The following is a 20,803-nucleotide window of genomic DNA, read 5'->3' on the forward strand; positions in this document are numbered from 1 at the left end:
ATGAAACATAATCAACAAACAGGGTTAATTGCCTTTTTTGCCAATAACTCAGTTGCCGCCAACTTAATGATGTTTTTCATTATTTTGATGGGCATTGTGAGCTACGCAACGATTCAGCGACAAATGTTTCCCAGCATTGAAATTAACTATATTACGGTTAATGCCAACTACCCAGGCGCCTCGCCACAAGAAATTGAAGAAGGCATTTTAATCAAGATTGAAGAGTCGATTAAAGACATTACTGAAATCGAAAAAAGCATTTCGCGTGCGTTTCGTAATGGCGGTAGTGTAACCCTAGAGATCGACCCTGATAAAAACTTGGCTGAAGTACTCGATAAAGTAAAACTGAGAGTGGATGGCATTGCCACTTTCCCTGCTGGAATGGAGCCTGTTACCGTTTCGCAGATAGAATTTCAGCAAGATGTTATCAACATGGCGTTAGTCGGTGATTTGCCGCTCACTCAGCTAAAACCAATTGCACGCCAAGTTGAGACAGAATTGCTGCAATTAAAAAATGTCTCACTGGTTAACTTAAGCACGCCAGACGATGAAATAGCGGTTGAAATTCAACCCGATCAGCTGCGTAAATATAATCTCACCTTAAGCCAAGTAAGTGATGCGATTCGTCGTTATTCTGCCAACATTTCAGCAGGCCAACTGAAAACCGACTCGGGCATTATTTCTGTGCGTGTGGAAAATCAGTTTTATAAAGGCGATGAATTCCGTCAAATCCCCGTAAAGGTGGGCAACAATGGCGCAAAAGTATTGCTTGGTGATATTGCGGAAATTAAAGACCAATTTGTTGAAGGAGAACGCTATTTCCAAATGTCGGGTGCCAATGCGATTTCTTTGTCGGTAAAAGCAACGAAAGACCAGAATATGATTCCAGTTGCGGAATCGGTAAACCGCTATATTGAAGAGCGTAATAAAACACTGCCACCGGGCGTGCAGCTTGAGAGCATTGTTGATATGACATATTACCTCAATGCGCGTCTCGATATGATGCTGAAAAACCTATTTCAAGGTGCGATTTTAGTAGCCTTAATGCTAACCCTATTCTTACGTTTTAAATTGGCGCTTTGGGTGATGGTGGGTTTGCCAGTGTGCTTCTTGGGTGCCATGATGATGATGCCGATGGTCGGCGTAAGCATTAATATTGTATCGCTTTTTGCCTTTATTATGGTGTTGGGTATTGTGGTTGATGATGCCATTGTAATTGGCGAAAGTGCCTATAGTGAAATTGAACGGTCCGGCCCTGGCGTAACAAGTGTGGTGCGTGGTGCGCAGCGGGTAGCGACACCGGCGACTTTTGGTGTACTAACCACCATTGCGGTATTTGCGCCGTTTACGCTATCAAGTGGACCTGAAAGTGCGTTTTTTGTCAGTATCGCTGCAGTCTCTATTTTGTGCTTAATCTTTAGCTTGATTGAATCTAAGCTAATTTTACCCGCTCACTTGGCGCACACCCATTTTAGTGAAGTAAAAACAGATGGCTTTAGAGCCAAGTTTAACAAGCGATTTTTTGGCTTTGTAAATGGCCCTTATCAGCGTTTTGTTATTAAGTGTGTGGAGTGGCGCTACGCTGTATTTGCTGTTTTTGTTGCGTTACTAATGATTAGTGTCGGTTTGCTTGCCGGTAACTATGTGCGCGTTGTACCAACACCAAAAGTACCACATGACTTCCCAACTATTCGTATTGAAATGAACGATAACGTTTCAGATATGCAAACTATTTCTGCGTTGCAAACAATTGAAGCTGTGATCACACAAATAGATAAAGAAACTCAAGCAAATACCGGACAAACCATGATCCGCGATATGTTGGTGTTTAACCAAGGTCGTACCGAAGGCCAACTTGTTGTTCCTTTGGTTGATGAAGAATTAAGACCATATAACACCTTTGAACTGTCGCGTCGTTGGCGTGAAGCATTACCCGAAATTCCGGGACTTAAATCAATTAATATTCAAGATGATGTAAACGGTGGCGGTAATGATGGCGAATTTGGTTATCTGTTATTTGGCCCAGATATCGATACTTTAAATGCTGCAGGTCGTCAGTTTATTGCCATGTTGCAACAACAAAAAGGTCTGTTTGATATTAGCTCGACAATCGACCCTGCCAGTAAAGAAGTGCAAATCAGCTTAAAGCCTGTTGCGTACGATCTAGGGCTTAATCTTGCCAATATTGCTAATCAGGTAGGCGCGAGTTTTTATGGTGGCGAAGCGCAGCGAGTCATTCGTAATGGCGAAGAAGTGCGGGTAATGGTGCGTTATCCTAAATTAACACGCGAAGCGTACTCGTCACTTAAATATACCGTTATCACAACACCTAGCGGCAAAGAAGTTATGTTAGGTGATGTTGTGGATTTAGTTGAAAAGCCGGGCATTAGTTATATTCGCCGTGAAGGGGGTTATCGTAGTGTGTATATTTGGGGCGCGATTGATGAAGAAGTGGTTGAGCCCGATGCAGTTGTTAAATCGGTTAAAGATGAATTACTTCCACAACTTAAAGAGCAGTTCCCAACCGTAAAATCTGAGCTTGGCGGTTCCATTGAAGAGCAGCAAGCGCAGGCCAATGAGCAGAAACTGTTTTTCGTAGCTGGTATGTTTATTGTTTATATTTTGCTGGCAGTGCCACTGAAGAGTTATTTCCAGCCGTTAATTATTATGTCGGTGATTCCATTTAGTATGGTGGGAGCAATTTGGGGACATTTCTCGTTTGGTTTAGATATTTCATTGATGTCGACCTTTGGTCTTATTGCTGCAGCTGGGGTGGTTATTAATGACTCCCTAGTTATGACCGATTTTGTTAACCAAATGCGAGCGCAAGGCGCATCGATAAAAGAGGCGGTAACAAAAGCGGGGTGTGCACGTTTTCGCGCAATTACACTGACCTCAATCACCACGTTTGTTGGGGTATTGCCAATTATGTTTGAAACCAGCTTACAAGCGCGCTTTGTTATCCCAATGGCAGTTGCTCTTGGCTTCTCGGTGCTGTTTGCCACATTGGTAACACTAGTGCTAGTGCCATGTATGTACCTTATCTTACAAGATCTTGGCAATGGGTTTATTTGGTTATGGAATAAAATCACCAGCCTTTTCGGAAGGAAAACCAGCTTGCAAAATTAACAGAAAAAGCCCTATTTATTAGGGCTTTTTTAATTGCTTTAAATCCCTATAAATCTGAATAGTTTTTAGCAATTCAATTTTCCTCGACTACACTTTTTAAGAACACTTATATTGCGGCTAAAAATCGTACACGAATGATAGCTACGGAACGCATAAGGATTATAAAGTGGAGTTTCGTTTGAAAAATACCTTATCTCACTCAGCGGAGTGTTTACGCAAAGCTGTGCCGTTAATGGTTAAGTACAATATTGCGGTTACCCCCGCAAATTATGCGCTATGGTATAGCTATGTATCTGGTAACCATCCCAAGTTAAATCAAAAGCTCGATTCTGCGTTAAGAACCTTTGGTACTTGCCCGCCTGCATTGTCACGGGATTTATTTGAAGAGTTTTTATCAGACAAAGATCTTGAGCTGTTTGATTCAGTTGCTGAAGACATTAATGCAGTTGTTGCTGAGGTTGAAAAGAACGTTGGGCAAACCTTAAATTCAGCCAGTGATTTTAGTGAAATTTTGAATTCATGTAATCAAGAACTGAGCGACTTTTCAAAAGAAGACGCATCAGAACGAGATATTTTAGAGTTAGTTAATAAGCTGTCGGAAGAATCAAAAAGCATGCAGCATACAACCGAGCGTTTTCAGCAGCAATTACGTGCTGCATATCAAGAGATTTCCAAACTGCGCAGTGAGCTCAATGAATCGAAAAGAGCGGCATCGAAAGATGGTTTAACAGGCCTTAATAATCGTAAGTCATTCGATGAAGATCTCGACTTATTGTGTAACAGTCACCACAGTGTTTTAAAGCTCTATTTAACCATTGTGGATATCGATAATTTTAAACAATTTAACGATGATTTCGGTCATCAAAAAGGCGACCTCGTACTAAAAGTGGTTGCTGAAAGATTAAAAAAACACGCCGATGAACTTAATGCTGCGTATCGCTATGGTGGTGAAGAGTTTTGTATTTTGAGCCAGTTTAAAGACAAGCGCTCAGCGGTTAATTATTTAGAAAAAATTCGTGTCGATATTGAACGTTTGGCGTTAAAAGACAATAAAACAGGCAAATCATTACGCAGTATTTCAGCCAGTTTTGGTGTAGCCGAGTTTGATGGTGAATCGTGTGAAATGCTTCTCGAACGTGCAGATAAAGCACTGTATAAAGCGAAAGAATCAGGTAGAAACTGCATTATTGTTGCTTAAGGAACAACGATGACAACGTTAATTGAAATGTTAGCAATGCAAAGAGCGCAAAGCGAAGGACGTCTTAAAGTGACGGCTGATGATATTATGTGGGCGCAAGCCAACATAGATTGTTTTGAAGCGTTGCGCGATTGTATGGGATTAGATGTTGCCGATAATGACGTACTATTTGACGACCAAATACACAGCTCTGAACGTTTACCTGAGTAACCTGAAGAGTTTTATAAATTGCCAATTATTTCATACAAGGTAAAGGCAACTTCAAGACCAATGAGCAGTAGCAAAAAGCTTAATAACACGGATTTAGGTACTTTTGCGCAGCAGTATGCGCCAAGAGGTGCGCCTACCACAACAACCGGAATCGCCGCCAATACATATTGAGATATTGGCGCGGTTATCGCGTTTAAATATAAGAAATTTATAACGCTAGCAAATACTGATGTTACCGCCATAATGATGACTGACGTGGCAGTCGCGATCTTTAAATCAGCTTTAAAATGCAGCATTAACAAGGCAAAAATAGCGATATCTGCCCCTGAGCCAATTAAGCCGCTGACGATACCTCCTAACAACGCCACAAATACCACCAACGCATTTTTCTTTTTACAGCCGAAGTCTATATCTAACTGCTGTTTACCCTTCCAATGAGCACGAAGCAGGGTGATGGCAAAGACTAATAAAAAAACGCTAAACAGAGATTTTGTGACCAATCTAGGCAGAAGGTCAGCAATAAACAACAAGCTGATAGCAATGCCGGGTAATGCGCCAAAAAGCGCAAGCAGTACAACCGAACGGTAATATTTAATGCCGCTAAATATAATGGTGAGACTGGCAGCTGTCATCCCAAAGCTCTGAATAGCGAGTGAAAATACTTTCGCAGTAGCAGGTTCAATGGCCAGCACTTTTGTCATGACTGGAAAAGCCACAGCACCGCCGCCAAGCGCTGTACCGCCAGCAACAAATGACCCGAATGCCATAGTAATCGCAATACTAATTTGCGACATAAAATTAGCCAATGCACTGTTAATTCCCTGCATGAATAGCCAGCAAATATAAGTACTAGCTAAAAATAAAAGGGGAATGTATTGACGGTAGCTTCGGTTTTTAAAATTCATGGACAGCGCTGTCATTTCTAATTGTTTACAAAATAGCAAAGTATTTGATACAAAGACAAGGTAAATAATTACAGCGTTACCTTTGCGTGTGCTATAGGCTGACTTACATAGAATATGGCACGCAGCTTTTGCTTTTTATAAAACCCTATCAAGCTGCTACAAAAATGAATTTACTGAAGCAAGCAACCAATAAAAGGCACATTACAGATCTAAGCGTCGTGAAAAACAGTATAAATCTCGGTGTAATTTAGTTTAATTTGCTTAACCACTTAATAAATCAAGAAGTTAGGTTTATAGTTAAATTAGAAACATAAAACCTCAACGATAATTTATTAAAACTATATGGCAACAATATTAATTACCGGCGCAGCGCAGCGTATTGGCCTTGATTTAGCAAAGCATTTTTTAAATAAAGGCGACAAACTGATTATTACTTATCGCACTAAACATGCGTCAGTAAATGAGTTGTTGGAGCTTGGCGCTATTTGTTTAGCATGTGACTTTGAGCAAAGTGATGCCGTAGAAAAGTTGGTAGAACAAGTTAAAAGCTACACTAACGAACTCAGTGCGATTATTCATAATGCATCAAGTTGGGATTGCGAAAGCAAGAACCCAGACTTTAATAGTTTATTTGATAACATGATGAATATTCATGCAAAAGTGCCTTATTTATTAAACTTAGCACTTATGCCTTTATTACAAAATAGCTGCGACGAACACAGTGATATTATCCATATTACTGATTACGTTGTTGAAAAAGGTAGCCCAAAGCATATTGCTTATGCCGCGAGTAAAGCGGCACTTGATAATTTAACGCGTTCATTTTCTGCCAAGCTAGCGCCAAAAGTGAAAGTAAATTCGATTGCGCCGTCATTAATTATTTTTAATGACCATGATGACGATGCTTACCGTGCAAAAACCCTGAAAAAATCGATTATGGCGTTAGAACCCGGCACGGCAGAAGTTATTAATGGTATCGAAATGATTCTAAACAGCAATTATATGACAGGACGCACATTGCAACTCGATGGTGGTCGCCACCTAAAATAGGACAGAACAATGGAAAAGAAACTAGCTGAAAACTACCGACAAATTATTGAAGCGGTTGGCGAAAATCCTGAGCGCGAAGGCCTGCTTGATACGCCAAAACGAGCTGCCAAGGCAATGGAGTACCTAACAAAAGGTTATCGCCAAACGCTTGACGAAATTACCAACAATGCAGTGTTTACCTCAGATGCCGACGACATGGTGTTGATACAAGATATTGAGCTGTATTCTATGTGTGAGCATCATTTATTACCTTTTGTTGGTCGTTGTCATATTGCCTATATTCCCGATGGTAAAGTACTTGGTTTATCAAAGTTTGCGCGTATTGTTGATATGTTTGCACGCCGCTTTCAAATTCAAGAACAGCTTACACATCAAATTGCTGAAGCGGTGCAACAAGTTACCAACGCGAAAGGTGTGGGTGTTATTGTTGAGGCCAAACACATGTGCATGATGATGCGCGGTGTAGAGAAACAAAACTCCAAAATGCGTACGTCTGTGATGTTGGGTAACTTCCGTGAAGATCCAAAAACACGCAATGAATTCTTGCAGTTAGTTAAGGGGTAACTATGCTCAATGCGATTATAAATATAACGAATTTACGCCTGCGCACTTACATTGGCTTTAACCCTGAAGAGCGTGAAAAAAAGCAAGATGTAGTGATTAATATTGAAGTGCATTATCCGGCCGATATGGCCTGTGTTACCGATCAAGTAGACCAAGCGGTAAACTATAAAGACATCACCAAAGCAGTGATTGAGCTGGTGGAAAACGGCCACTTTTTGCTGCTTGAAAAATTGGTAGCTGATGTACTGGAAGAGTGTCATCGCCATTCAAGTGTGACATTTGCCAAAGTGTCTATTGATAAGCCACATGCATTGCGCTTTGCAGATTCGGTATCGCTTACGCTTGCATGGCAAAAGGCAAGCTAAAAAAACTGTAGCGCCATAGCGATAACTATGGCGTATCGCAGTGCTTTTCCAATAGCTACAAGCAATACGAAAATAGAAAACGGCACCCGCATAATGCCAGCAACAAAGGTTAGTGGATCGCCCACAATGGGTAGCCAAGCTAATAATAAACTGGCTCTGCCGTAACGATTAAAGCTTTGCTGTGCTTTGTCTAGTTGTTGCTCAGATACTGCAAACCACTTTCTATCTTTAAAGCGATTAAGCTCCTTTCCTAACCACCAATTAACGCAGCTACCTAAAGTGTTACCCAATGTTGCACTAAACCACAGCAAAGCAATGTTGTATTGTTGCTGGGTGAGATAAGCAAGCATGCCTTCAGAGGCTGTGGGAAGTAGTGTTGCAGCAATAAATGCGGTAAAAAATAGTGATAGGTAGCTCAAACAAGGACTTAAATATTACTCAGTGATAGCTTGACGCATGATGCTAAATTTTTAACACTGAGTCCAGCGTAAATAATTATATGGAATATAAATGAAATACCTATTACCTCTGATGTTGCTAGGAACGCTAGCAGGTTGTGCGCAAACGCCAAAAAATCAAACCACCTACCAGAAACCGAATTACGAAACCTATATTGCTCAAGGTGAATCTTTTCCTATCTCACAATTTAACGATATGAAAGGTGAGACGGTTGAGTTGGCCGAAGACAAGCGCAAGTTAGTGTTACTTTTCGCCACTTGGTGTAGTGATTCACAGCGTTTTGTTAAACAGTTAATGGCATCGCCACTTATCGCAGACCCTGATCTGCAGATTATTGCGATTGGTCGAGAAGAAGATACGCAAAGCTTAGTGAACTTTTCAGAAAAGTTTGCAACTAACTTCACCATGGTGGCTGATCCAGAACGTAAAATTTATAGTCAATTTGCCAACGCGGGTGTGCCACGTATTATCTTGTTAGATAAGCAAAATCGTGTGGTTTCGACCTTGATTGGTGAAGCGCCAAACACCATTGAAAAAGTGCTTTGGTAACAAAAGAATACACCATTTAAATCTTATAACGCGTAAATTCGCGGATTGGTCGTTTCCAGTTGCAGCATTGAATGGGATGCTGTAATAATTGGTAAGTTAATAATATTAGGGGCAAACTATGAAATTAAGAACATTAGTTCTTGCAGCTGCAATTGCTGCACCAGCACTTGCAAACGCTAACCCTGCATTCAAAGAAGCAGAGGATGCTATCGAATACCGTCAACAAGCGTTTCAGTTAATTCGTACGCAAATCGCAAATATGGGCGATATGTTGAAAGGTAAAGTTGAATTTAACGCGGAAACTTTCCAAATGCGTGCTAACAATGCTGCAGCATTATCAAAAATGCCTTGGGAAGCGTTTTACGCGGGCACAGATAAAGGCGATACGTCTGCATTAGCAGCTGTATGGTCAGACAATGAAACGTTTATGCAAAAAGCAAATGCGTTTGCTGATTATGCAGATAAACTAGCTGTTGCTGCACAGTCAGGTGACCCAAAAGTAATTAAACCTGCATTTGGCGCCTGGGCAAAAGGTTGTAAAGATTGTCACAAGTCTTTCAAAGATTAATTGCTTAAGTTAATCGCAAAAAAAGGTCAGCATATGCTGACCTTTTTTAATGTGAGCGCTTGGTGTTAGTTTAGCCAATCAATGTACTAATTGACTCAGCGCCCCAAACGTAGAGAATAGACGTGGCAAGCACTGCAAAAATCGCAAAACCTAGCCAACCGCTTTTCATTTTGACACTTTGTTCATAACTTTCTGCTGTTTTGCCTGTGATCATAGGCGGCACAAGTGCTTTACCTTTTAGTTTATAAATAACAATAGCTGCAATATGCAGTGCGATAGCAATCAAGATTAAGTCAAAAATTTTGTGGTGTAAGCTGCCAGCAAGCGACGATAGGTCACTGCTTACCATAGCCACTAACGGGCCATCATACATTATATCGTCTGTGGTCATTAAACCCGTAACGGCTTGCGAAATAAGTAATATAAGAAACGCGATCACCATATAACTACCAGCTGCGTTGTGCCCTGGTTTAGCTTGTTGTTGCCCTTTAATCGCTGCGATAATGCTTTTGGGTGAATGCAGTAATGCCGATAATTTTGCAGTATCACTGCCGATAATGCCCCAAATAATACGTGTTGCTAATAGTGCTAATAGTGTGAAGCCTGCGACAAAGTGCACTTCCATAAGGCTGTTTTCAGCCGAATAGTAAAGTGTTGCAACCAATGCGACCATGCTCCAATGGAAAAAACGGATAAATCCATCCCATACTTGTGTTTTTTGCATTTTGGCCCCTAAAGCGTGTTATAAAAATAAACCATTAATTAAGGTCGTTAGACCCAAATTGAAGTTTTACTATGTTGCCATAAATCAGATAAATACGGTAAGCAAATACGTTAAACATCATAAAAAATGCTATTGAGCAATTTTGTACAATTTTAAAAAAACCGCTTGGCTATACTGATTGTGTAAATATTTTGCTCCCTTTATTTTTGAGAAGCGTTCATGGAAAAAACAGTCTTTCAATATCATCAGGATTTAAATGGACTCGAAGTACTAAAAGCGCAGTACAAGCAGCAGAATTTCGCACGCCATAGTCATGAAGGCTATACCATAGGGCTAATTGAAAATGGTGCGCAGCGGTTTTTTCGCAGTGGTGCAAATCATGTTGCGCCAGCAAGCAGTATTATCTTAGTTAATGCAGACCAAGTGCATAATGGCCAAACTGCGACTGAGCATGGCTGGGGTTACCGTGCTATGTATCCAACCCCAGAGTTATTTGAAGGGCTAACGGATGATATTGGTAAAGCAAAACTAGGCGCGCCCTATTTTGAACAAGCGGTAGTGTTCGACCCTGTGTTAGCACAGCAAATGGCGTTAACCTTCGATTTATTAGCGACTGAGAAAAGTGTATTGGCAAAGCAGTCAGCATTGTATCAATTATTAATTAATTTAATTGCTCGCCATAATAAAAGTGCTTTTAATTTAAAAGGGCTATCACGCAAACCACAACTAAACACTGCGCTTGAATATTTGCGCGATTATTATTTCGATAATATTAGTCTGACCGAACTTGCCGCGATTGCTCATATGAGTCCGTTTCACTTTATTCGACAGTTTAAGGCTGAAACAGGTATGACACCGCATGTTTATCAAACGCAATTTCGTATAAATCGTGCCAAGCAAATGCTACGCTCGGGGCTTGCGATTAATGACGTGGCACTATCTGTTGGTTTTTATGACCAAAGTCACTTTCATCGATATTTTAAGAAGAATATGGGGTTAACCCCTAAGCAGTACAGTAAGGCAGTGCTTTATAAAGCCTCATAAATTACTGATCAATCAACGAGAATTAAATGAAAACAGCAATTGCTAAAGGGTTTTGGGATATGCTCCCACTCAATCTAGCGGTGATCCCATGGGGTATTTTATGTGGCTCACTGGCAGTGCAATCGGGTTTTAGTCCGTTAGAGGCACAGCTGATGTCACTATTGGTGTTTGCCGGTTCTGCGCAACTTGTTGCTATAGAATTAATTGCTGGTAACGCTTCACTTATCACCATTTTAGTCACTACCTTTATTATTAGTGCTCGCCACTTTTTGTATGGCTTAAGTGTGCGCCATCGTTTAATTGATAAGCCGCTTAAGTGGCGTTTAGGCTTGGGTTTTCTACTAACGGATGAGCTTTTTGTTTTTTCACATCACCATAGGGCATATCAAGGGAAAGTTAGGCTAGTTTACGCCTTAGTTGCGGGCGGCAGCTTTTATATCGCTTGGAATATTTGGACGCTCATTGGTGTTGTAGCAGGGGCATTACTGCCGGACCTCACCCAGCTTGGGTTAGACTTTGCGATCGCTTCAATTTTTATCGCTTTGGTGATCCCAAGCATCAACAATTGGCCAGTGCTAATTGCGTGTTTAACCTCGGCTATTAGTATTGTTATTTTTAAACTGTGGCAATTTGAACTTGGACTTATTTTCGCAGCGCTGCTGGGCATGAGTGTGGGTTATGTGCTTGAAAGCAGACGAGGTGCAAAATGCTAGAGATTATTTTTTTGATGGCATGCGTCACGTTCACAACGCGTTTTTTATTTTTATCTAAGCGTTTGCCCTTTAGCATTGGGCCTAAAATGCAGCGTTTTTTAAGTTTTAGCGCGCCCTGTGTACTTACCGCGATTTGGGTACCGATTGTATTTGTGCAACAGGGGGAGTTGGCTATTTCGCTCGATAATCCGTATTTAATAGCAGCAGGTGTTGCCGTTTTACTGGCATATCGCTTTAAGAGTTTATATGTCACTACCGTGGTGAGTTTAGTGGTGTTTTTTTTACTGAAACTCTAACTGCTTTAAAGCAGTTAGAGTTTAGAAGCGGGCGCTTAAACCGACGCCTTTAATACTGCGCGGCTTATATCAAGTGTTACTTGTTGGCTTTCACCCAGTTCAGTCATACCGTGACGTTCAAGTTGTTCAACGACGGCATCAGCTACTTTTTCATCTAACTGGTAATCGCTTAAACGTGTTGGCATGTTTACCGAGTGGAAAAACGCCTCGGTTTTTTCAATCGCTTGGTCAATGGCTAAGTTTTTATCTTGCTCTGTAATACCCCAAATACGTTCAGCATACTGCAATAACTTCGCTTCTTTTTGTTGGCGCATAGCGTTCATCATACGTGGCAGCACAATCGCGAGAGTTTGCGCGTGATCTAAGCCGTATAATGCAGTTACTTCATGACCAAGCATATGTGTAGACCAGTCTTGTGGTACACCGGCACCAATTAGCCCGTTTAGTGCCATAGTTGCCGACCACATTAGGTTTTCACGAACCATCATATTATCTGGTTCTGCGAACACACGTGGTCCATCTTCAATTAGCGTATGCAATAAGCCTTCAGCAAAGCGATCTTGCACTTTGGCGCCATGGTCAAATGTTAAGTATTGCTCCATAACGTGCACAAATGCGTCAACGACACCGTTCGCTAATTGTCTTTCAGGTAATGTTTTTGTTACTTGTGCATCAAGTACAGCGAACTTTGGTTGTACTTTTTCACTTGCGAACGGCAGTTTGTCGTTGGTGTCGAGCTTAGACACAACTGAATAGCTATTTGATTCCGAGCCTGTCGCAGGTAAGGTAAGTACAACACCAATTGGCAGGGCGTCTGTTACTTCTGCTGCTTTTGCTAAAATATCCCATGGTTCACCATCGAACTTGGCCGCAGCAGCAATAAACTTAGTGCCATCAATAACGGAGCCACCGCCTACCGCAAGTAAATAATCGATGTTGTGCTCTTTTATTTTTGCAACGGCACGCATTGCGGTTTCATAACTCGGGTTTGGCTCAATACCCGAAAATTCAAAAACTTGGTGTTCACTTAGGGCATCGGTTACCTGCTGGTAAATACCATTTTGTTTGATACTGCCACCGCCATAAATAACCAGTACTTTTGCTGACTGTGGGATCTCGTGTTGAATACTCGCGATTTGGCCTTGGCCAAAAATAATTTTAGTTGGATTTACAAAACTAAATTCCATTGTATTGCCTCAATTAGGTACGGTAATTAAAGCCAGTCTAACGTTTTTCTGAGTTGGGATAATCCCCACTGTTGACAAATCACTTTTGCATGTATGCAATAATAAGTGTGTTCTAATTTCTATTTTTGCATAGGTGATCGGTATGAACTGGCAAGGGATCAACGAATTTTTGGCTGTAGTGGACAGTGGTAGCTTTACTCAAGCTGCTAAAGTGCTTGATGTGTCAACATCACATATTAGCCGTAGCGTCTCGCAATTAGAGTCGAGATTGGGTGTTGCGCTGTTAAAACGAACAACGCGTTCGCTTAATTTAACTGAAGCTGGGCAGCAATATGCAGCCTCATTACACTCGATTCAATCTGCAATGGAAGAGGCTAACCTAGCGCTGCAAGGTGAACAACAAGAGCCGAAGGGCAAGATTAAAATCTCGTGTGCTGGCGATTTTGCCTCAAAGCAAATTGCACCTAAGCTCGCGCAGTTTTGTCAGCGTTATTCACAAGTGTCGATTACCATGGATTTTAATAACCGCAATGTAGATTTGATCGCCGAAGGCGTTGATTTAGCGATTCGATTTGGCCGAATGGCTGACTCTAATTTAATTGCGCGGCCACTTTCAACACGTGTTATGACTTTAGTTGCATCGCCTGAGTACTTAGCAAGGTTTCCTGCACCAAGCCACCCAGAGCAATTGATAGAGCATAATTGTTTAATAGCGGTGACTAACCGTTGGCGCTTTAATATGGGCGACAATATTAAAGAGTTTAAGGTGGCTGGACGTTGGCGCAGCAATAATGGAGAAGCGCTGTTGCAAGCGTGTTTATCGGGCTTAGGCATTGCGCATCTAGCGTATGATATTGTTGGTGACTATATTGAAAGTGGCAAATTAGTAAGCTTATTAGACTCATATCAAGTTGCTGATAACGCTTCTTGGCTGGTCTACCCCAACCGTGATCTAATGCCCTTAAGAGTACGTTTATTAATAGATTTTTTAATTGAAGAGTTTAAATCGAGATGACCGCGATTTATTTCAATTTCTGAACTATTATTGTGCGATTATATCGTGCACGATATATTGGCTGCAATAGAGGAGAAAGCTAATGGCACCATTTTATCAATTTAGTATTAACAGTTTGCAAGGTCAGAATATCGACTTTGCAGATTTTGCAGGCAAAGTCGTATTAGTCGTAAATACTGCGAGTAAGTGTGGTTTAACACCGCAATATGAAGGTCTTCAAGCGTTACACAAAAAGTATAGCGACCAAGGTTTAGTGATTATTGGTTGCCCGTGTAATCAGTTTGGCCAACAAGAACCGGGCTCGCCAGAACAAATTCAGGGTGAATGCTTAATTAACTATGGCGTTGATTTCACTATGACAGAGAAAATCGATGTAAATGGTGAAAATAGCCACCCACTTTATAAGTATTTACGCACTGAATTGTCGGGTATTTTAGGCAATAAAATTAAGTGGAACTTTACTAAGTTTTTAATTGGCCGAGATGGCAAGCCAGTTAAGCGTTTTGCCCCAACAACAAAACCTGACGCACTTGCTAGCTATATCGAAAAAGCACTGGCGCAATAGTATGGCAAGTAAGCCCGAGCAACTGTTAGAAAATCAACTTTGCTTTCCAATTTATGCGGCGTCACGTCTAGTGACGCGGCTTTACCAGCCTGAGTTAGACAAATACAAACTAACTTATCCGCAGTACGTTATTTTACTGATTTTATGGCAGCAAGATGGTGTTACTGTAGGTGAAATTGGGCAGCAGGCAATTTTAAATAATAATACATTAACGCCTATTTTAAAGCGTATGGCCGACAACAACTTAATTGAGCGCAGGCGTGATGATTGGGATGAGCGAAAAGTACGTATTTATTTAACTGATTACGGTAACTCTCTACAGCAGTCGCTTTCGTGCCTACCTTCACAACTGGTAGATAAAGTGGGGTTAGATCTTGATAAAGCGGCCCAACTAAAAGCATTGCTCGGTGATTTAATGTTGCAGTTAAACGAACACAGTTAACCTAAATTTAGGTTAACTGTGTTCAGATTAACTAAAGCGTTTTGTTCTTTGTTGTTGCTTATTGACTTAGTCCGCTGGCCTACAAGACAACGCCGCGATCAAAAAGCTTTGGATTTAAACAGAATTTAGACCACAAAGATCAACACGCTCTACTTCTATGGCTTAACTTGTATTGGCTGTTTTTATTATTTTTGTGTGACTAAGTTTGGAATTAGGGGTGTGCAATACCCGCCACATAAAACATCAACAGTGGCTAATTATTGTTTTTAAACAATGGCGCGAAATGCTGTTATAGCTCATCCCAGTAATTGTGGGTGTCATCCATGCCAATGGATTTACGTAATCGCTTTCTTTCTAAAATATCTTCTAAACGCTTTTTAACTTCGCGTTTATGTTCGTTTTCTTGGTTGTTTTCTAAATCGCTATTTAGCGGCTCTTGATTGTTTATGTTTTGGTAATTGTCTTTCATGATCACCCTCAACATTAAATGTTTAAGCACTCATAAACAGTAATAACCATTATTGTATTTTGCGCAAGTAAATATATTTCAATTAACTTAGTCAAATACACAAATCATATGGTTAAATTTACTATTTTTTAGTTTTTACATGCTTTTTAGAAGCTCTTAAAGGCACGTGAAAATGGTTATCTATATGTATTTTATATGTTTTTTAGAATTGGCACTGACCTTGATATAGCTATATCAACAAGAGAAAAAATTAAAACGCAAAAGATACGGGAATCACTATGAAACAATTACTTTTAACAACAGCAGTGGCAGCGTGTATTGGCTTATCAACAAATGCAGTAGCACATCAAGATGGTCACGATAGCAATATGAGCTTTTCGTCGGATAGCTGCAATTTAGAATTTAACAACACCCTATCAATTACACCTGATACGGTTAATATCAAAGCCGCTTCAGGTGAAGTGGTTATTGACCAAGATGGTAACTTGCAGATTAATGGCGAAGCGCAGTCACTTTCTGCAGCGGATCAAACATTACTTGCCCGTTACTCTAGCGATGTGCGCGGTCAGGTTCCACAAGTGGCTGAGATTGCGATGGAAGGTGTCGCGTTAGCAGGTGTTGCCCTAAGCGAAGTGGGCAATGCATTTGGCTTAAAAAATATGGCTACAATGGAACAAATGATGTCTGAGATTGGCGATGAAATTCACGCTGCATTTTATGACGGTGGCACATTCATTATGGATCAAGGCCGTTTCGATAACATTGGCGATACCTTCGATAGTAAGTTCGACCAGCAAATGGAACAAGCAATGGAAGAAATGATTATGGAATCCATTGGCAGCTTGCTGATTACGCTAGGTAGCGAAATGTTAAGCTCTGGTGGTGATATGAGCGAGTTTGAGCAGCGCATGGAACGTATGGGCGAGCAAATAGAAGAAAAAGTTGAGCTACAAGCGAAGAATATTGAGCAAAGAGCCGACCAAATGTGTTTTGACTTTAAAGACCTAGCAATGCAAGAGGATGAGTTACAAGCGCGTATTCCGGCACTTGCAAATTACGATGTATTTAAAGTCGAAACTAAAAAGTCATCAATCTAAATTAAGGATATTGAATTTAGATTAAAGCGTCAGTCATCAATGTTAAGGAGCCTAGGCTCCTTTTTTATGGTGTTAAATTATTTTTATCGTTAACGCGCTTTTAGCTACTTCAATCACCAAAGGTGTGTAGCCTGCAGATTCTCCATCTGCTTGCACAGGCAAGTTTGGGGTTAAGACTTCAAGTTGTGTAAATGCGTGTTCCTTCACTTCTGGTAGCGAAATATGTTTACCGTAATAGAGCTTAGGTAAAGCCCAAAGCTTTTTGGCTAAATGCGTTTTTTCTACACTGTAACGCATTAAGTGCGACGAGTTTAGCTCTGCGTTGGGCGCAATTTTCATACCGCCGCCAAAGTATTTGCCATTAGCAAACACCGTAAGAAAGTTTTTATAATGCGTTTCTTTACCTTGCTGCTGTAATGATAAGAGTGATTCCTTAAAGAATACAAGACAAGCAAGGGTATGATATAAATAGCTGAAACGCGCTAACCAGCCTTTATTTCCTTTGGTACGCTCTACGATTTCAGCGTCAAAGCCTACGCCGGCACTGTTAATAAAATAACGCGCATTAACTCTTCCTAAATCAATCGTGATTACGCGATCGCTTTGTACTAACTGCTTTAGTTGTTGTTTGCTATAGGCAAAATTGCGCATAAAGTCGTTACCTGTACCGCACGGCAAAACGGTAATTGGTTTGTTGCTGTAAGCCATACAATTGGCTAGCAAGTGCAGCGTGCCATCACCACCCAGCATGATCACTTCAGTGTACTCTGCCAAATGTTGTTTAAAGAAAAGTTGGTTATCCGCTAATACTGCTGAGGTCGTAAAAATATAGTAGCTATGTTGTTGCTGCTTTAAGGTGGTAACGAGCCAATTTAACCAATATTTTTTTTGTTTATTTGGTAGTGGGTTTAAAACAATTAGATAATGTTTATTCATGAAATGGTGATTAATAAAACGCTAAGCACAAGCTTGCCCGTTTAAGGCTTTTAGGTCAAATAGATAGGATTGGGTTTTGCACATTTATGCAGTTTATATGCAACTATAGTTACTTTAATTTCGCATTAGAAAAATTCATGTCAAAATGGTAATTTTATTGATTGGATTTTAACCATGTTTGAACGCAAAATAGCACCTAGTTAAACAACAGGAGCAATCACATGACTAAACAAACGTTAAATCAAGGTGGCCAATCTCAAGGTCAATTAACTCGTTCTAATAACGGTAAAAAAAGCTTATTGGCTAAGTTAAACCGCTATGGCAAAAAACTCGCATTAGCAGGCGCAGTTGCATATAAATAAATGATGATTTATTTGCGACCGTTCGCACCTGTTTAAATGGCTGTAATTTTATAAATTACAGCCTTTTTTATTTAATAATCTAATGCTTTTTAAAGTCAGTTATGTTGTTTAACTAATTTTTAAATATGACTTAGGAAAGTTTAATTAATTCAACAGGCTTAATTTAGCTGTTGTCATTACTATATGTCTCGCGTTCCTGTATTACCGTCGGCTTTAATTGACGTAAGAATATTTAAGTCGATGGTATTTTCAGGGGACAGGAACGCAATCCCAATATTGTTGTTGTGAGAGTTAATAGGTAGGTGAATTATTAACTCTTTTTACTTCTTACAATATAGTAAACTCGCAAATTTACGGCTAACTTAGTATTTATGCACTAGTTAGTTGGTAACCCATTGAATGGAAAAGCAGTTGAATCACCTTCCTTATCAAATCCAAAGTCGCCTTACTCATAAATTACTTATCGCGTTAGTGATTATTTCACTGTTCAGCTCAGCGATGGCAGGTCTTTACTTTGATAGTTCAAACCGCTTTAAAGACAATGCACAAAAATCAGAACTTGTTCATAAAATTCTTAACCAGTATTCAAATATTGCCCTTTACACTTTCGAAAAGCTTGTTGCGATCGGTGAAATGTCGCGCAATGGCATCGTGCTTGCGCCTGAGTTACGCGAAGAAAATGAGCAAAAGTTGCGTACAGCAATTGTTGAAGTACGTAATTCCCTGTTAAAAAAAGTAGCTTTGGCACCTGAGGTCAGCACGCAAAATGAACTCGCGTTGTTAGACCGAGTAACACAAAAAGTTGAGCGCATTATTACGACTTCGCAAGAAATCAGGTCGCTTATTACACGTGGTGAATTATCTGAAGCGCAAAGCCTGTATCGTTTATTGCAGCAACAGGGCGTGCATGCTGAATTTAATGCCTTAATAAGTGAGGCCGTAAAGCAAGAAAATTTACAGGCTGAAGCGATCCGTGATAACAGTAAAATTATGTCTGAGCGCAATAACCGCTACTTGGCAATTGCACTCGGGCTATTAAGTTTGTTTATGATGCTGACCATTTGGTTTTTTTGGCAGCGTATTTCAAAGGCAACAAAACAACTTCAGTTTGCAGCTAGCCAGTTTACAGCCGGCAAACTAGAACACCGTATTCCAAAACTAAAAGACACCGAATTTGCCAAGCTTGCAGATGCCTTAAACTTTATGGCAAGTGAGCTAAAAACAAAACAAACAGAATTGGGTGAGGCTAAACTTCAGCTAGAAGAAAAAGTACAAGAGCGGACAAAAGCCTTGGCTTTGAGTAACGAAAAATTGGCCTATGTTGATAAGCAGCGTCGCCAATTTTTAGCTGATATTTCTCATGAATTACGCACGCCTCTTACAATAATTCGCGGTGAATCAGAGATCTTGTTACGCAGTCATTCAGAGAATGTTGATGATTACCTTGAAACCCTTGTTGCAGTTGTTGATCAAGTAAGTCACACCACTGCATTGATCGATGATTTGATGCTAGTTGCGCGGTCGAGCGCAGGTGAGTTAAGGCTTTCTTGTAGTGAAGTGAATCTATCAAAGCTGATTCAGGATTTGTGTTATGTGTACCGTCGTAAAGCGCAAGAGCGTAAACAAGATATAGTATTTGATATTAGCGAAGAGATCAGTCTTGAGCTTGATGAACGTAGAATTCGCCAAGTACTAATGATTTTGTTAGAAAATGCACTTAGCTACTCGACTGAACATGCGGTTACAGAAGTTAAAGTATTGTGTCGTCAGCAAGTGGTTATTATTAAAATAATTGACGCAGGTCAGGGTGTTACTAAGCAAGAGTTGGAAAATGTTTTTGAACGCTTTTATCGTAGTAACCGTTCAAACACACCGGGTTCGGGGTTAGGTCTGCCTGTTGCAAAAGCGATAGTTGATGCGCATGGCGGTCATATTAGTTTAAAATCAAATGCTTCAGGTGTAGGCTCTGTGGCGACTATACTATTACCATTAAATGGTGAGGAACGTAATGAGAATTTTATTAGTTGAAGACGATGACCGCGTAGCGAGTTTTTTAGAGCGTGGATTGCGTGCTGAAGGGTACTTTGTGGTGCGCGCCAGCGACGGTAAAGAAGGATTAGATCTGGCGCTTGAAGGCGACTTTAATCTGATTTTGCTCGATATAATGCTTCCGGGTTTAAACGGCTTAGAAGTGTGTCAGGCATTACGCATTAAAAACTTTGAGATTCCAATCATTATGCTGACCGCCATGGATGCTTCTCAGGATATTGTGCATGGCTTACGTTTAGGTGCAGATGATTACGTAACTAAGCCTTTTGCCTATGAAGAACTTTTGGCGCGAATTGAAGCGGTTACGCGTCGCAAGCCATCGCAAAAAGCACGTTCGAATACCTTAACGTTTGAAGAGTTGAGATTTGATCGTGACAGCTACATTGTAACCTTGGCAGATAAAGAAATTTCACTAACGGTTAAAGAGATGGCGATACTTGAACTGCTAATGACAAACCCTGGCAAGTACCTTAGCCGCGAGCGCATTTTAAGCAATGTTTGGGGTATGGAAATGGATCCAATGACCAATGTTGTTGATGTTTATATTGGTAAGTTACGTAAAAAGCTAATGCTGTCAGATCAAGACGAGAGCATGATAGAAACTAAGCGAGGCATAGGCTACCGATTGGTTTGTGCATAATTGCCAAGGTCGCAGGGCTTTAAAAATCAAAAAGGGCGAGTTTACTTGAGTAAACTCGCCCTTTTAACTTCAGGTAATTGGTTTATTAGCGCTTAGCAATATAGTCTGTGTTATCGCTAAATTGTTTCGCTACTTTTGCGTTTTTGATGTCTTGCGCAAACGCTTCAAGTGATTTGCCGTTACATAAAATATTTTCAGCAGCCTTACGTACGTTTTTGTTTTCCTGCTTAAGTAAGCGACGTAATTTACCATCTTGCTCATTTGCCG

The 20,803-nt window shown here is 40.5% G+C and carries 25 protein-coding genes; 18 read left to right on the forward strand and 7 right to left on the reverse strand.

Annotation, left to right across the window (positions count from 1 at the left end; translation table 11 throughout):
- From ACHSBP_RS03300 to ACHSBP_RS03310, 3 genes are all read left to right on the forward strand, one after another.
- Nucleotides 1–3,129, forward strand: coding sequence for an efflux RND transporter permease subunit (locus ACHSBP_RS03300; protein WP_395388140.1), 3,129 nt, complete (start codon nucleotides 1–3; stop codon nucleotides 3,127–3,129).
- A 178-nt stretch (nucleotides 3,130–3,307) separates the two neighbouring features.
- Nucleotides 3,308–4,327, forward strand: a complete 1,020-nt coding sequence (locus tag ACHSBP_RS03305) for a diguanylate cyclase (protein ID WP_395388141.1) — start codon at nucleotides 3,308–3,310, stop codon at nucleotides 4,325–4,327.
- 9 nt (nucleotides 4,328–4,336) lie between these two features.
- Nucleotides 4,337–4,537 carry a hypothetical protein gene (locus ACHSBP_RS03310; RefSeq protein ID WP_010561367.1) on the forward strand — a complete coding sequence of 67 codons (201 nt, stop codon included), beginning with the start codon at nucleotides 4,337–4,339 and terminating at the stop codon, nucleotides 4,535–4,537.
- An 11-nt stretch (nucleotides 4,538–4,548) separates the two neighbouring features.
- Here the strand turns inward: ACHSBP_RS03310 and ACHSBP_RS03315 are convergent, their stop codons facing one another.
- Nucleotides 4,549–5,331 (reverse strand): TSUP family transporter, encoded by a 783-nt coding sequence (locus ACHSBP_RS03315; protein ID WP_395388142.1) that lies wholly within the window; start codon nucleotides 5,329–5,331, stop codon nucleotides 4,549–4,551.
- A 453-nt stretch (nucleotides 5,332–5,784) separates the two neighbouring features.
- On the opposite strand from ACHSBP_RS03315, the gene folM reads away from it, so the two are divergent.
- From folM to folX, 3 genes are read left to right on the forward strand one after another with little or no spacing between them, the layout of a single operon-like run.
- The gene (folM, locus tag ACHSBP_RS03320; protein ID WP_010561369.1) at nucleotides 5,785–6,492 is read left to right on the forward strand and encodes a dihydromonapterin reductase; all 708 of its coding nucleotides are present in this window, start codon (nucleotides 5,785–5,787) and stop codon (nucleotides 6,490–6,492) included.
- A 9-nt stretch (nucleotides 6,493–6,501) separates the two neighbouring features.
- On the forward strand, nucleotides 6,502–7,056 hold the full coding sequence (folE, locus tag ACHSBP_RS03325) for a GTP cyclohydrolase I FolE (protein WP_010561370.1): 555 nt from the start codon (nucleotides 6,502–6,504) through the stop codon (nucleotides 7,054–7,056).
- Nucleotides 7,057–7,058: 2 nt separating this feature from the next.
- Nucleotides 7,059–7,421 carry a dihydroneopterin triphosphate 2'-epimerase gene (gene folX / locus ACHSBP_RS03330; RefSeq protein ID WP_395388143.1) on the forward strand — a complete coding sequence of 121 codons (363 nt, stop codon included), beginning with the start codon at nucleotides 7,059–7,061 and terminating at the stop codon, nucleotides 7,419–7,421.
- Here the strand turns inward: folX and ACHSBP_RS03335 are convergent.
- Entirely contained in the window at nucleotides 7,418–7,840 is a 423-nt protein-coding gene (locus tag ACHSBP_RS03335; protein ID WP_395388144.1) for a YqaA family protein, read from the reverse strand. The genes folX and ACHSBP_RS03335 overlap by 4 nt on opposite strands.
- 91 nt (nucleotides 7,841–7,931) lie before the next feature.
- On the opposite strand from ACHSBP_RS03335, the gene ACHSBP_RS03340 reads away from it, so the two are divergent.
- Both ACHSBP_RS03340 and ACHSBP_RS03345 read left to right on the forward strand, forming a co-directional pair.
- Nucleotides 7,932–8,429, forward strand: coding sequence for a TlpA disulfide reductase family protein (locus ACHSBP_RS03340; RefSeq protein ID WP_105173063.1), 498 nt, complete (start codon nucleotides 7,932–7,934; stop codon nucleotides 8,427–8,429).
- Between the two features lie 118 nt (nucleotides 8,430–8,547).
- Nucleotides 8,548–8,997 carry a cytochrome c gene (locus ACHSBP_RS03345; protein ID WP_010561374.1) on the forward strand — a complete coding sequence of 150 codons (450 nt, stop codon included), beginning with the start codon at nucleotides 8,548–8,550 and terminating at the stop codon, nucleotides 8,995–8,997.
- A gap of 70 nt (nucleotides 8,998–9,067) precedes the next feature.
- Here ACHSBP_RS03345 and ACHSBP_RS03350 read toward each other — a convergent pair whose 3' ends face one another.
- Nucleotides 9,068–9,721 (reverse strand): cytochrome b/b6 domain-containing protein, encoded by a 654-nt coding sequence (locus tag ACHSBP_RS03350; RefSeq protein WP_395388145.1) that lies wholly within the window; start codon nucleotides 9,719–9,721, stop codon nucleotides 9,068–9,070.
- Between the two features lie 219 nt (nucleotides 9,722–9,940).
- Here ACHSBP_RS03350 and ACHSBP_RS03355 point away from each other — a divergent pair, with 219 nt between their 5' ends.
- The 3 genes from ACHSBP_RS03355 to ACHSBP_RS03365 are packed head-to-tail and all read left to right on the forward strand — an operon-like array spanning nucleotide 9,941 to nucleotide 11,774.
- Nucleotides 9,941–10,765, forward strand: a complete 825-nt coding sequence (locus tag ACHSBP_RS03355) for a helix-turn-helix domain-containing protein (RefSeq protein WP_395388146.1) — start codon at nucleotides 9,941–9,943, stop codon at nucleotides 10,763–10,765.
- Nucleotides 10,766–10,791: 26 nt separating this feature from the next.
- Nucleotides 10,792–11,478 carry an AzlC family ABC transporter permease gene (locus tag ACHSBP_RS03360; protein WP_395388147.1) on the forward strand — a complete coding sequence of 229 codons (687 nt, stop codon included), beginning with the start codon at nucleotides 10,792–10,794 and terminating at the stop codon, nucleotides 11,476–11,478.
- Nucleotides 11,472–11,774: an AzlD domain-containing protein gene (locus ACHSBP_RS03365; protein ID WP_395388148.1), complete on the forward strand. Its 303-nt coding sequence runs from the start codon at nucleotides 11,472–11,474 to the stop codon at nucleotides 11,772–11,774. Before ACHSBP_RS03360 ends, ACHSBP_RS03365 begins: the two co-directional genes overlap by 7 nt.
- A gap of 35 nt (nucleotides 11,775–11,809) precedes the next feature.
- Here the strand turns inward: ACHSBP_RS03365 and ACHSBP_RS03370 are convergent, their stop codons facing one another.
- On the reverse strand, nucleotides 11,810–12,961 hold the full coding sequence (locus ACHSBP_RS03370; RefSeq protein ID WP_395388149.1) for an iron-containing alcohol dehydrogenase: 1,152 nt from the start codon (nucleotides 12,959–12,961) through the stop codon (nucleotides 11,810–11,812).
- 142 nt (nucleotides 12,962–13,103) lie between these two features.
- Between ACHSBP_RS03370 and ACHSBP_RS03375 the strand changes: the two genes are divergently transcribed.
- From ACHSBP_RS03375 to ACHSBP_RS03385, 3 genes are all read left to right on the forward strand, one after another.
- Nucleotides 13,104–13,976: a LysR family transcriptional regulator gene (locus ACHSBP_RS03375; RefSeq protein ID WP_010561380.1), complete on the forward strand. Its 873-nt coding sequence runs from the start codon at nucleotides 13,104–13,106 to the stop codon at nucleotides 13,974–13,976.
- An 82-nt stretch (nucleotides 13,977–14,058) separates the two neighbouring features.
- Nucleotides 14,059–14,541: a glutathione peroxidase gene (locus ACHSBP_RS03380; RefSeq protein WP_054979349.1), complete on the forward strand. Its 483-nt coding sequence runs from the start codon at nucleotides 14,059–14,061 to the stop codon at nucleotides 14,539–14,541.
- Between the two features lies 1 nt (nucleotide 14,542).
- Nucleotides 14,543–14,983: a MarR family winged helix-turn-helix transcriptional regulator gene (locus tag ACHSBP_RS03385; RefSeq protein WP_100914421.1), complete on the forward strand. Its 441-nt coding sequence runs from the start codon at nucleotides 14,543–14,545 to the stop codon at nucleotides 14,981–14,983.
- A 289-nt stretch (nucleotides 14,984–15,272) separates the two neighbouring features.
- On the opposite strand, the gene ACHSBP_RS03390 is transcribed toward ACHSBP_RS03385, so the two are convergent.
- Nucleotides 15,273–15,452, reverse strand: a complete 180-nt coding sequence (locus ACHSBP_RS03390) for a PA3496 family putative envelope integrity protein (protein ID WP_040641207.1) — start codon at nucleotides 15,450–15,452, stop codon at nucleotides 15,273–15,275.
- Between the two features lie 278 nt (nucleotides 15,453–15,730).
- On the opposite strand from ACHSBP_RS03390, the gene ACHSBP_RS03395 reads away from it, so the two are divergent.
- Entirely contained in the window at nucleotides 15,731–16,549 is an 819-nt protein-coding gene (locus tag ACHSBP_RS03395) for a YggN family protein (RefSeq protein WP_100914420.1), read from the forward strand.
- 72 nt (nucleotides 16,550–16,621) lie between these two features.
- On the opposite strand, the gene ACHSBP_RS03400 is transcribed toward ACHSBP_RS03395, so the two are convergent.
- Nucleotides 16,622–17,485 carry a diacylglycerol/lipid kinase family protein gene (locus ACHSBP_RS03400; protein ID WP_395388150.1) on the reverse strand — a complete coding sequence of 288 codons (864 nt, stop codon included), beginning with the start codon at nucleotides 17,483–17,485 and terminating at the stop codon, nucleotides 16,622–16,624.
- A 221-nt stretch (nucleotides 17,486–17,706) separates the two neighbouring features.
- On the opposite strand from ACHSBP_RS03400, the gene ACHSBP_RS03405 reads away from it, so the two are divergent.
- From ACHSBP_RS03405 to ACHSBP_RS03415, 3 genes are all read left to right on the forward strand, one after another.
- Complete coding sequence (locus tag ACHSBP_RS03405) at nucleotides 17,707–17,847, forward strand: hypothetical protein (RefSeq protein WP_158523452.1); 141 nt, start codon at nucleotides 17,707–17,709, stop codon at nucleotides 17,845–17,847.
- A 399-nt stretch (nucleotides 17,848–18,246) separates the two neighbouring features.
- Nucleotides 18,247–19,875: a HAMP domain-containing sensor histidine kinase gene (locus ACHSBP_RS03410; RefSeq protein WP_336435847.1), complete on the forward strand. Its 1,629-nt coding sequence runs from the start codon at nucleotides 18,247–18,249 to the stop codon at nucleotides 19,873–19,875.
- Complete coding sequence (locus ACHSBP_RS03415) at nucleotides 19,856–20,536, forward strand: response regulator transcription factor (protein ID WP_010561387.1); 681 nt, start codon at nucleotides 19,856–19,858, stop codon at nucleotides 20,534–20,536. The genes ACHSBP_RS03410 and ACHSBP_RS03415 overlap by 20 nt, the downstream gene beginning before the upstream one ends.
- An 85-nt stretch (nucleotides 20,537–20,621) precedes the next feature.
- Here the strand turns inward: ACHSBP_RS03415 and ACHSBP_RS03420 are convergent.
- Nucleotides 20,622–20,803 (reverse strand): DUF3718 domain-containing protein (locus tag ACHSBP_RS03420; RefSeq protein WP_395388151.1); only part of this gene is annotated, 182 nt, incomplete at its 5' end.

It is taken from the genome of Pseudoalteromonas sp. XMcav1-K, assembly GCF_044005875.1.
GTDB lineage: Bacteria > Pseudomonadota > Gammaproteobacteria > Enterobacterales > Alteromonadaceae > Pseudoalteromonas > Pseudoalteromonas spongiae.

Coding starts and splice junctions, on each gene's coding strand:
- ACHSBP_RS03300 (WP_395388140.1), top strand. CDS start 1: ATGAAACATAATCAACAAACAGGGTTAATTGCCTTTTTTGCCAATAAC.
- ACHSBP_RS03310 (WP_010561367.1), top strand. CDS start 4,337: ATGACAACGTTAATTGAAATGTTAGCAATGCAAAGAGCGCAAAGCGAA.
- ACHSBP_RS03315 (WP_395388142.1), bottom strand. CDS start 5,331: ATGTCGCAAATTAGTATTGCGATTACTATGGCATTCGGGTCATTTGTT.
- folM (WP_010561369.1), top strand. CDS start 5,785: ATGGCAACAATATTAATTACCGGCGCAGCGCAGCGTATTGGCCTTGAT.
- folE (WP_010561370.1), top strand. CDS start 6,502: ATGGAAAAGAAACTAGCTGAAAACTACCGACAAATTATTGAAGCGGTT.
- folX (WP_395388143.1), top strand. CDS start 7,059: ATGCTCAATGCGATTATAAATATAACGAATTTACGCCTGCGCACTTAC.
- ACHSBP_RS03340 (WP_105173063.1), top strand. CDS start 7,932: ATGAAATACCTATTACCTCTGATGTTGCTAGGAACGCTAGCAGGTTGT.
- ACHSBP_RS03345 (WP_010561374.1), top strand. CDS start 8,548: ATGAAATTAAGAACATTAGTTCTTGCAGCTGCAATTGCTGCACCAGCA.
- ACHSBP_RS03350 (WP_395388145.1), bottom strand. CDS start 9,721: ATGCAAAAAACACAAGTATGGGATGGATTTATCCGTTTTTTCCATTGG.
- ACHSBP_RS03355 (WP_395388146.1), top strand. CDS start 9,941: ATGGAAAAAACAGTCTTTCAATATCATCAGGATTTAAATGGACTCGAA.
- ACHSBP_RS03360 (WP_395388147.1), top strand. CDS start 10,792: ATGAAAACAGCAATTGCTAAAGGGTTTTGGGATATGCTCCCACTCAAT.
- ACHSBP_RS03365 (WP_395388148.1), top strand. CDS start 11,472: ATGCTAGAGATTATTTTTTTGATGGCATGCGTCACGTTCACAACGCGT.
- ACHSBP_RS03370 (WP_395388149.1), bottom strand. CDS start 12,961: ATGGAATTTAGTTTTGTAAATCCAACTAAAATTATTTTTGGCCAAGGC.
- ACHSBP_RS03375 (WP_010561380.1), top strand. CDS start 13,104: ATGAACTGGCAAGGGATCAACGAATTTTTGGCTGTAGTGGACAGTGGT.
- ACHSBP_RS03380 (WP_054979349.1), top strand. CDS start 14,059: ATGGCACCATTTTATCAATTTAGTATTAACAGTTTGCAAGGTCAGAAT.
- ACHSBP_RS03385 (WP_100914421.1), top strand. CDS start 14,543: ATGGCAAGTAAGCCCGAGCAACTGTTAGAAAATCAACTTTGCTTTCCA.
- ACHSBP_RS03390 (WP_040641207.1), bottom strand. CDS start 15,452: ATGAAAGACAATTACCAAAACATAAACAATCAAGAGCCGCTAAATAGC.
- ACHSBP_RS03395 (WP_100914420.1), top strand. CDS start 15,731: ATGAAACAATTACTTTTAACAACAGCAGTGGCAGCGTGTATTGGCTTA.
- ACHSBP_RS03400 (WP_395388150.1), bottom strand. CDS start 17,485: ATGAATAAACATTATCTAATTGTTTTAAACCCACTACCAAATAAACAA.
- ACHSBP_RS03405 (WP_158523452.1), top strand. CDS start 17,707: ATGACTAAACAAACGTTAAATCAAGGTGGCCAATCTCAAGGTCAATTA.
- ACHSBP_RS03410 (WP_336435847.1), top strand. CDS start 18,247: ATGGAAAAGCAGTTGAATCACCTTCCTTATCAAATCCAAAGTCGCCTT.
- ACHSBP_RS03415 (WP_010561387.1), top strand. CDS start 19,856: ATGAGAATTTTATTAGTTGAAGACGATGACCGCGTAGCGAGTTTTTTA.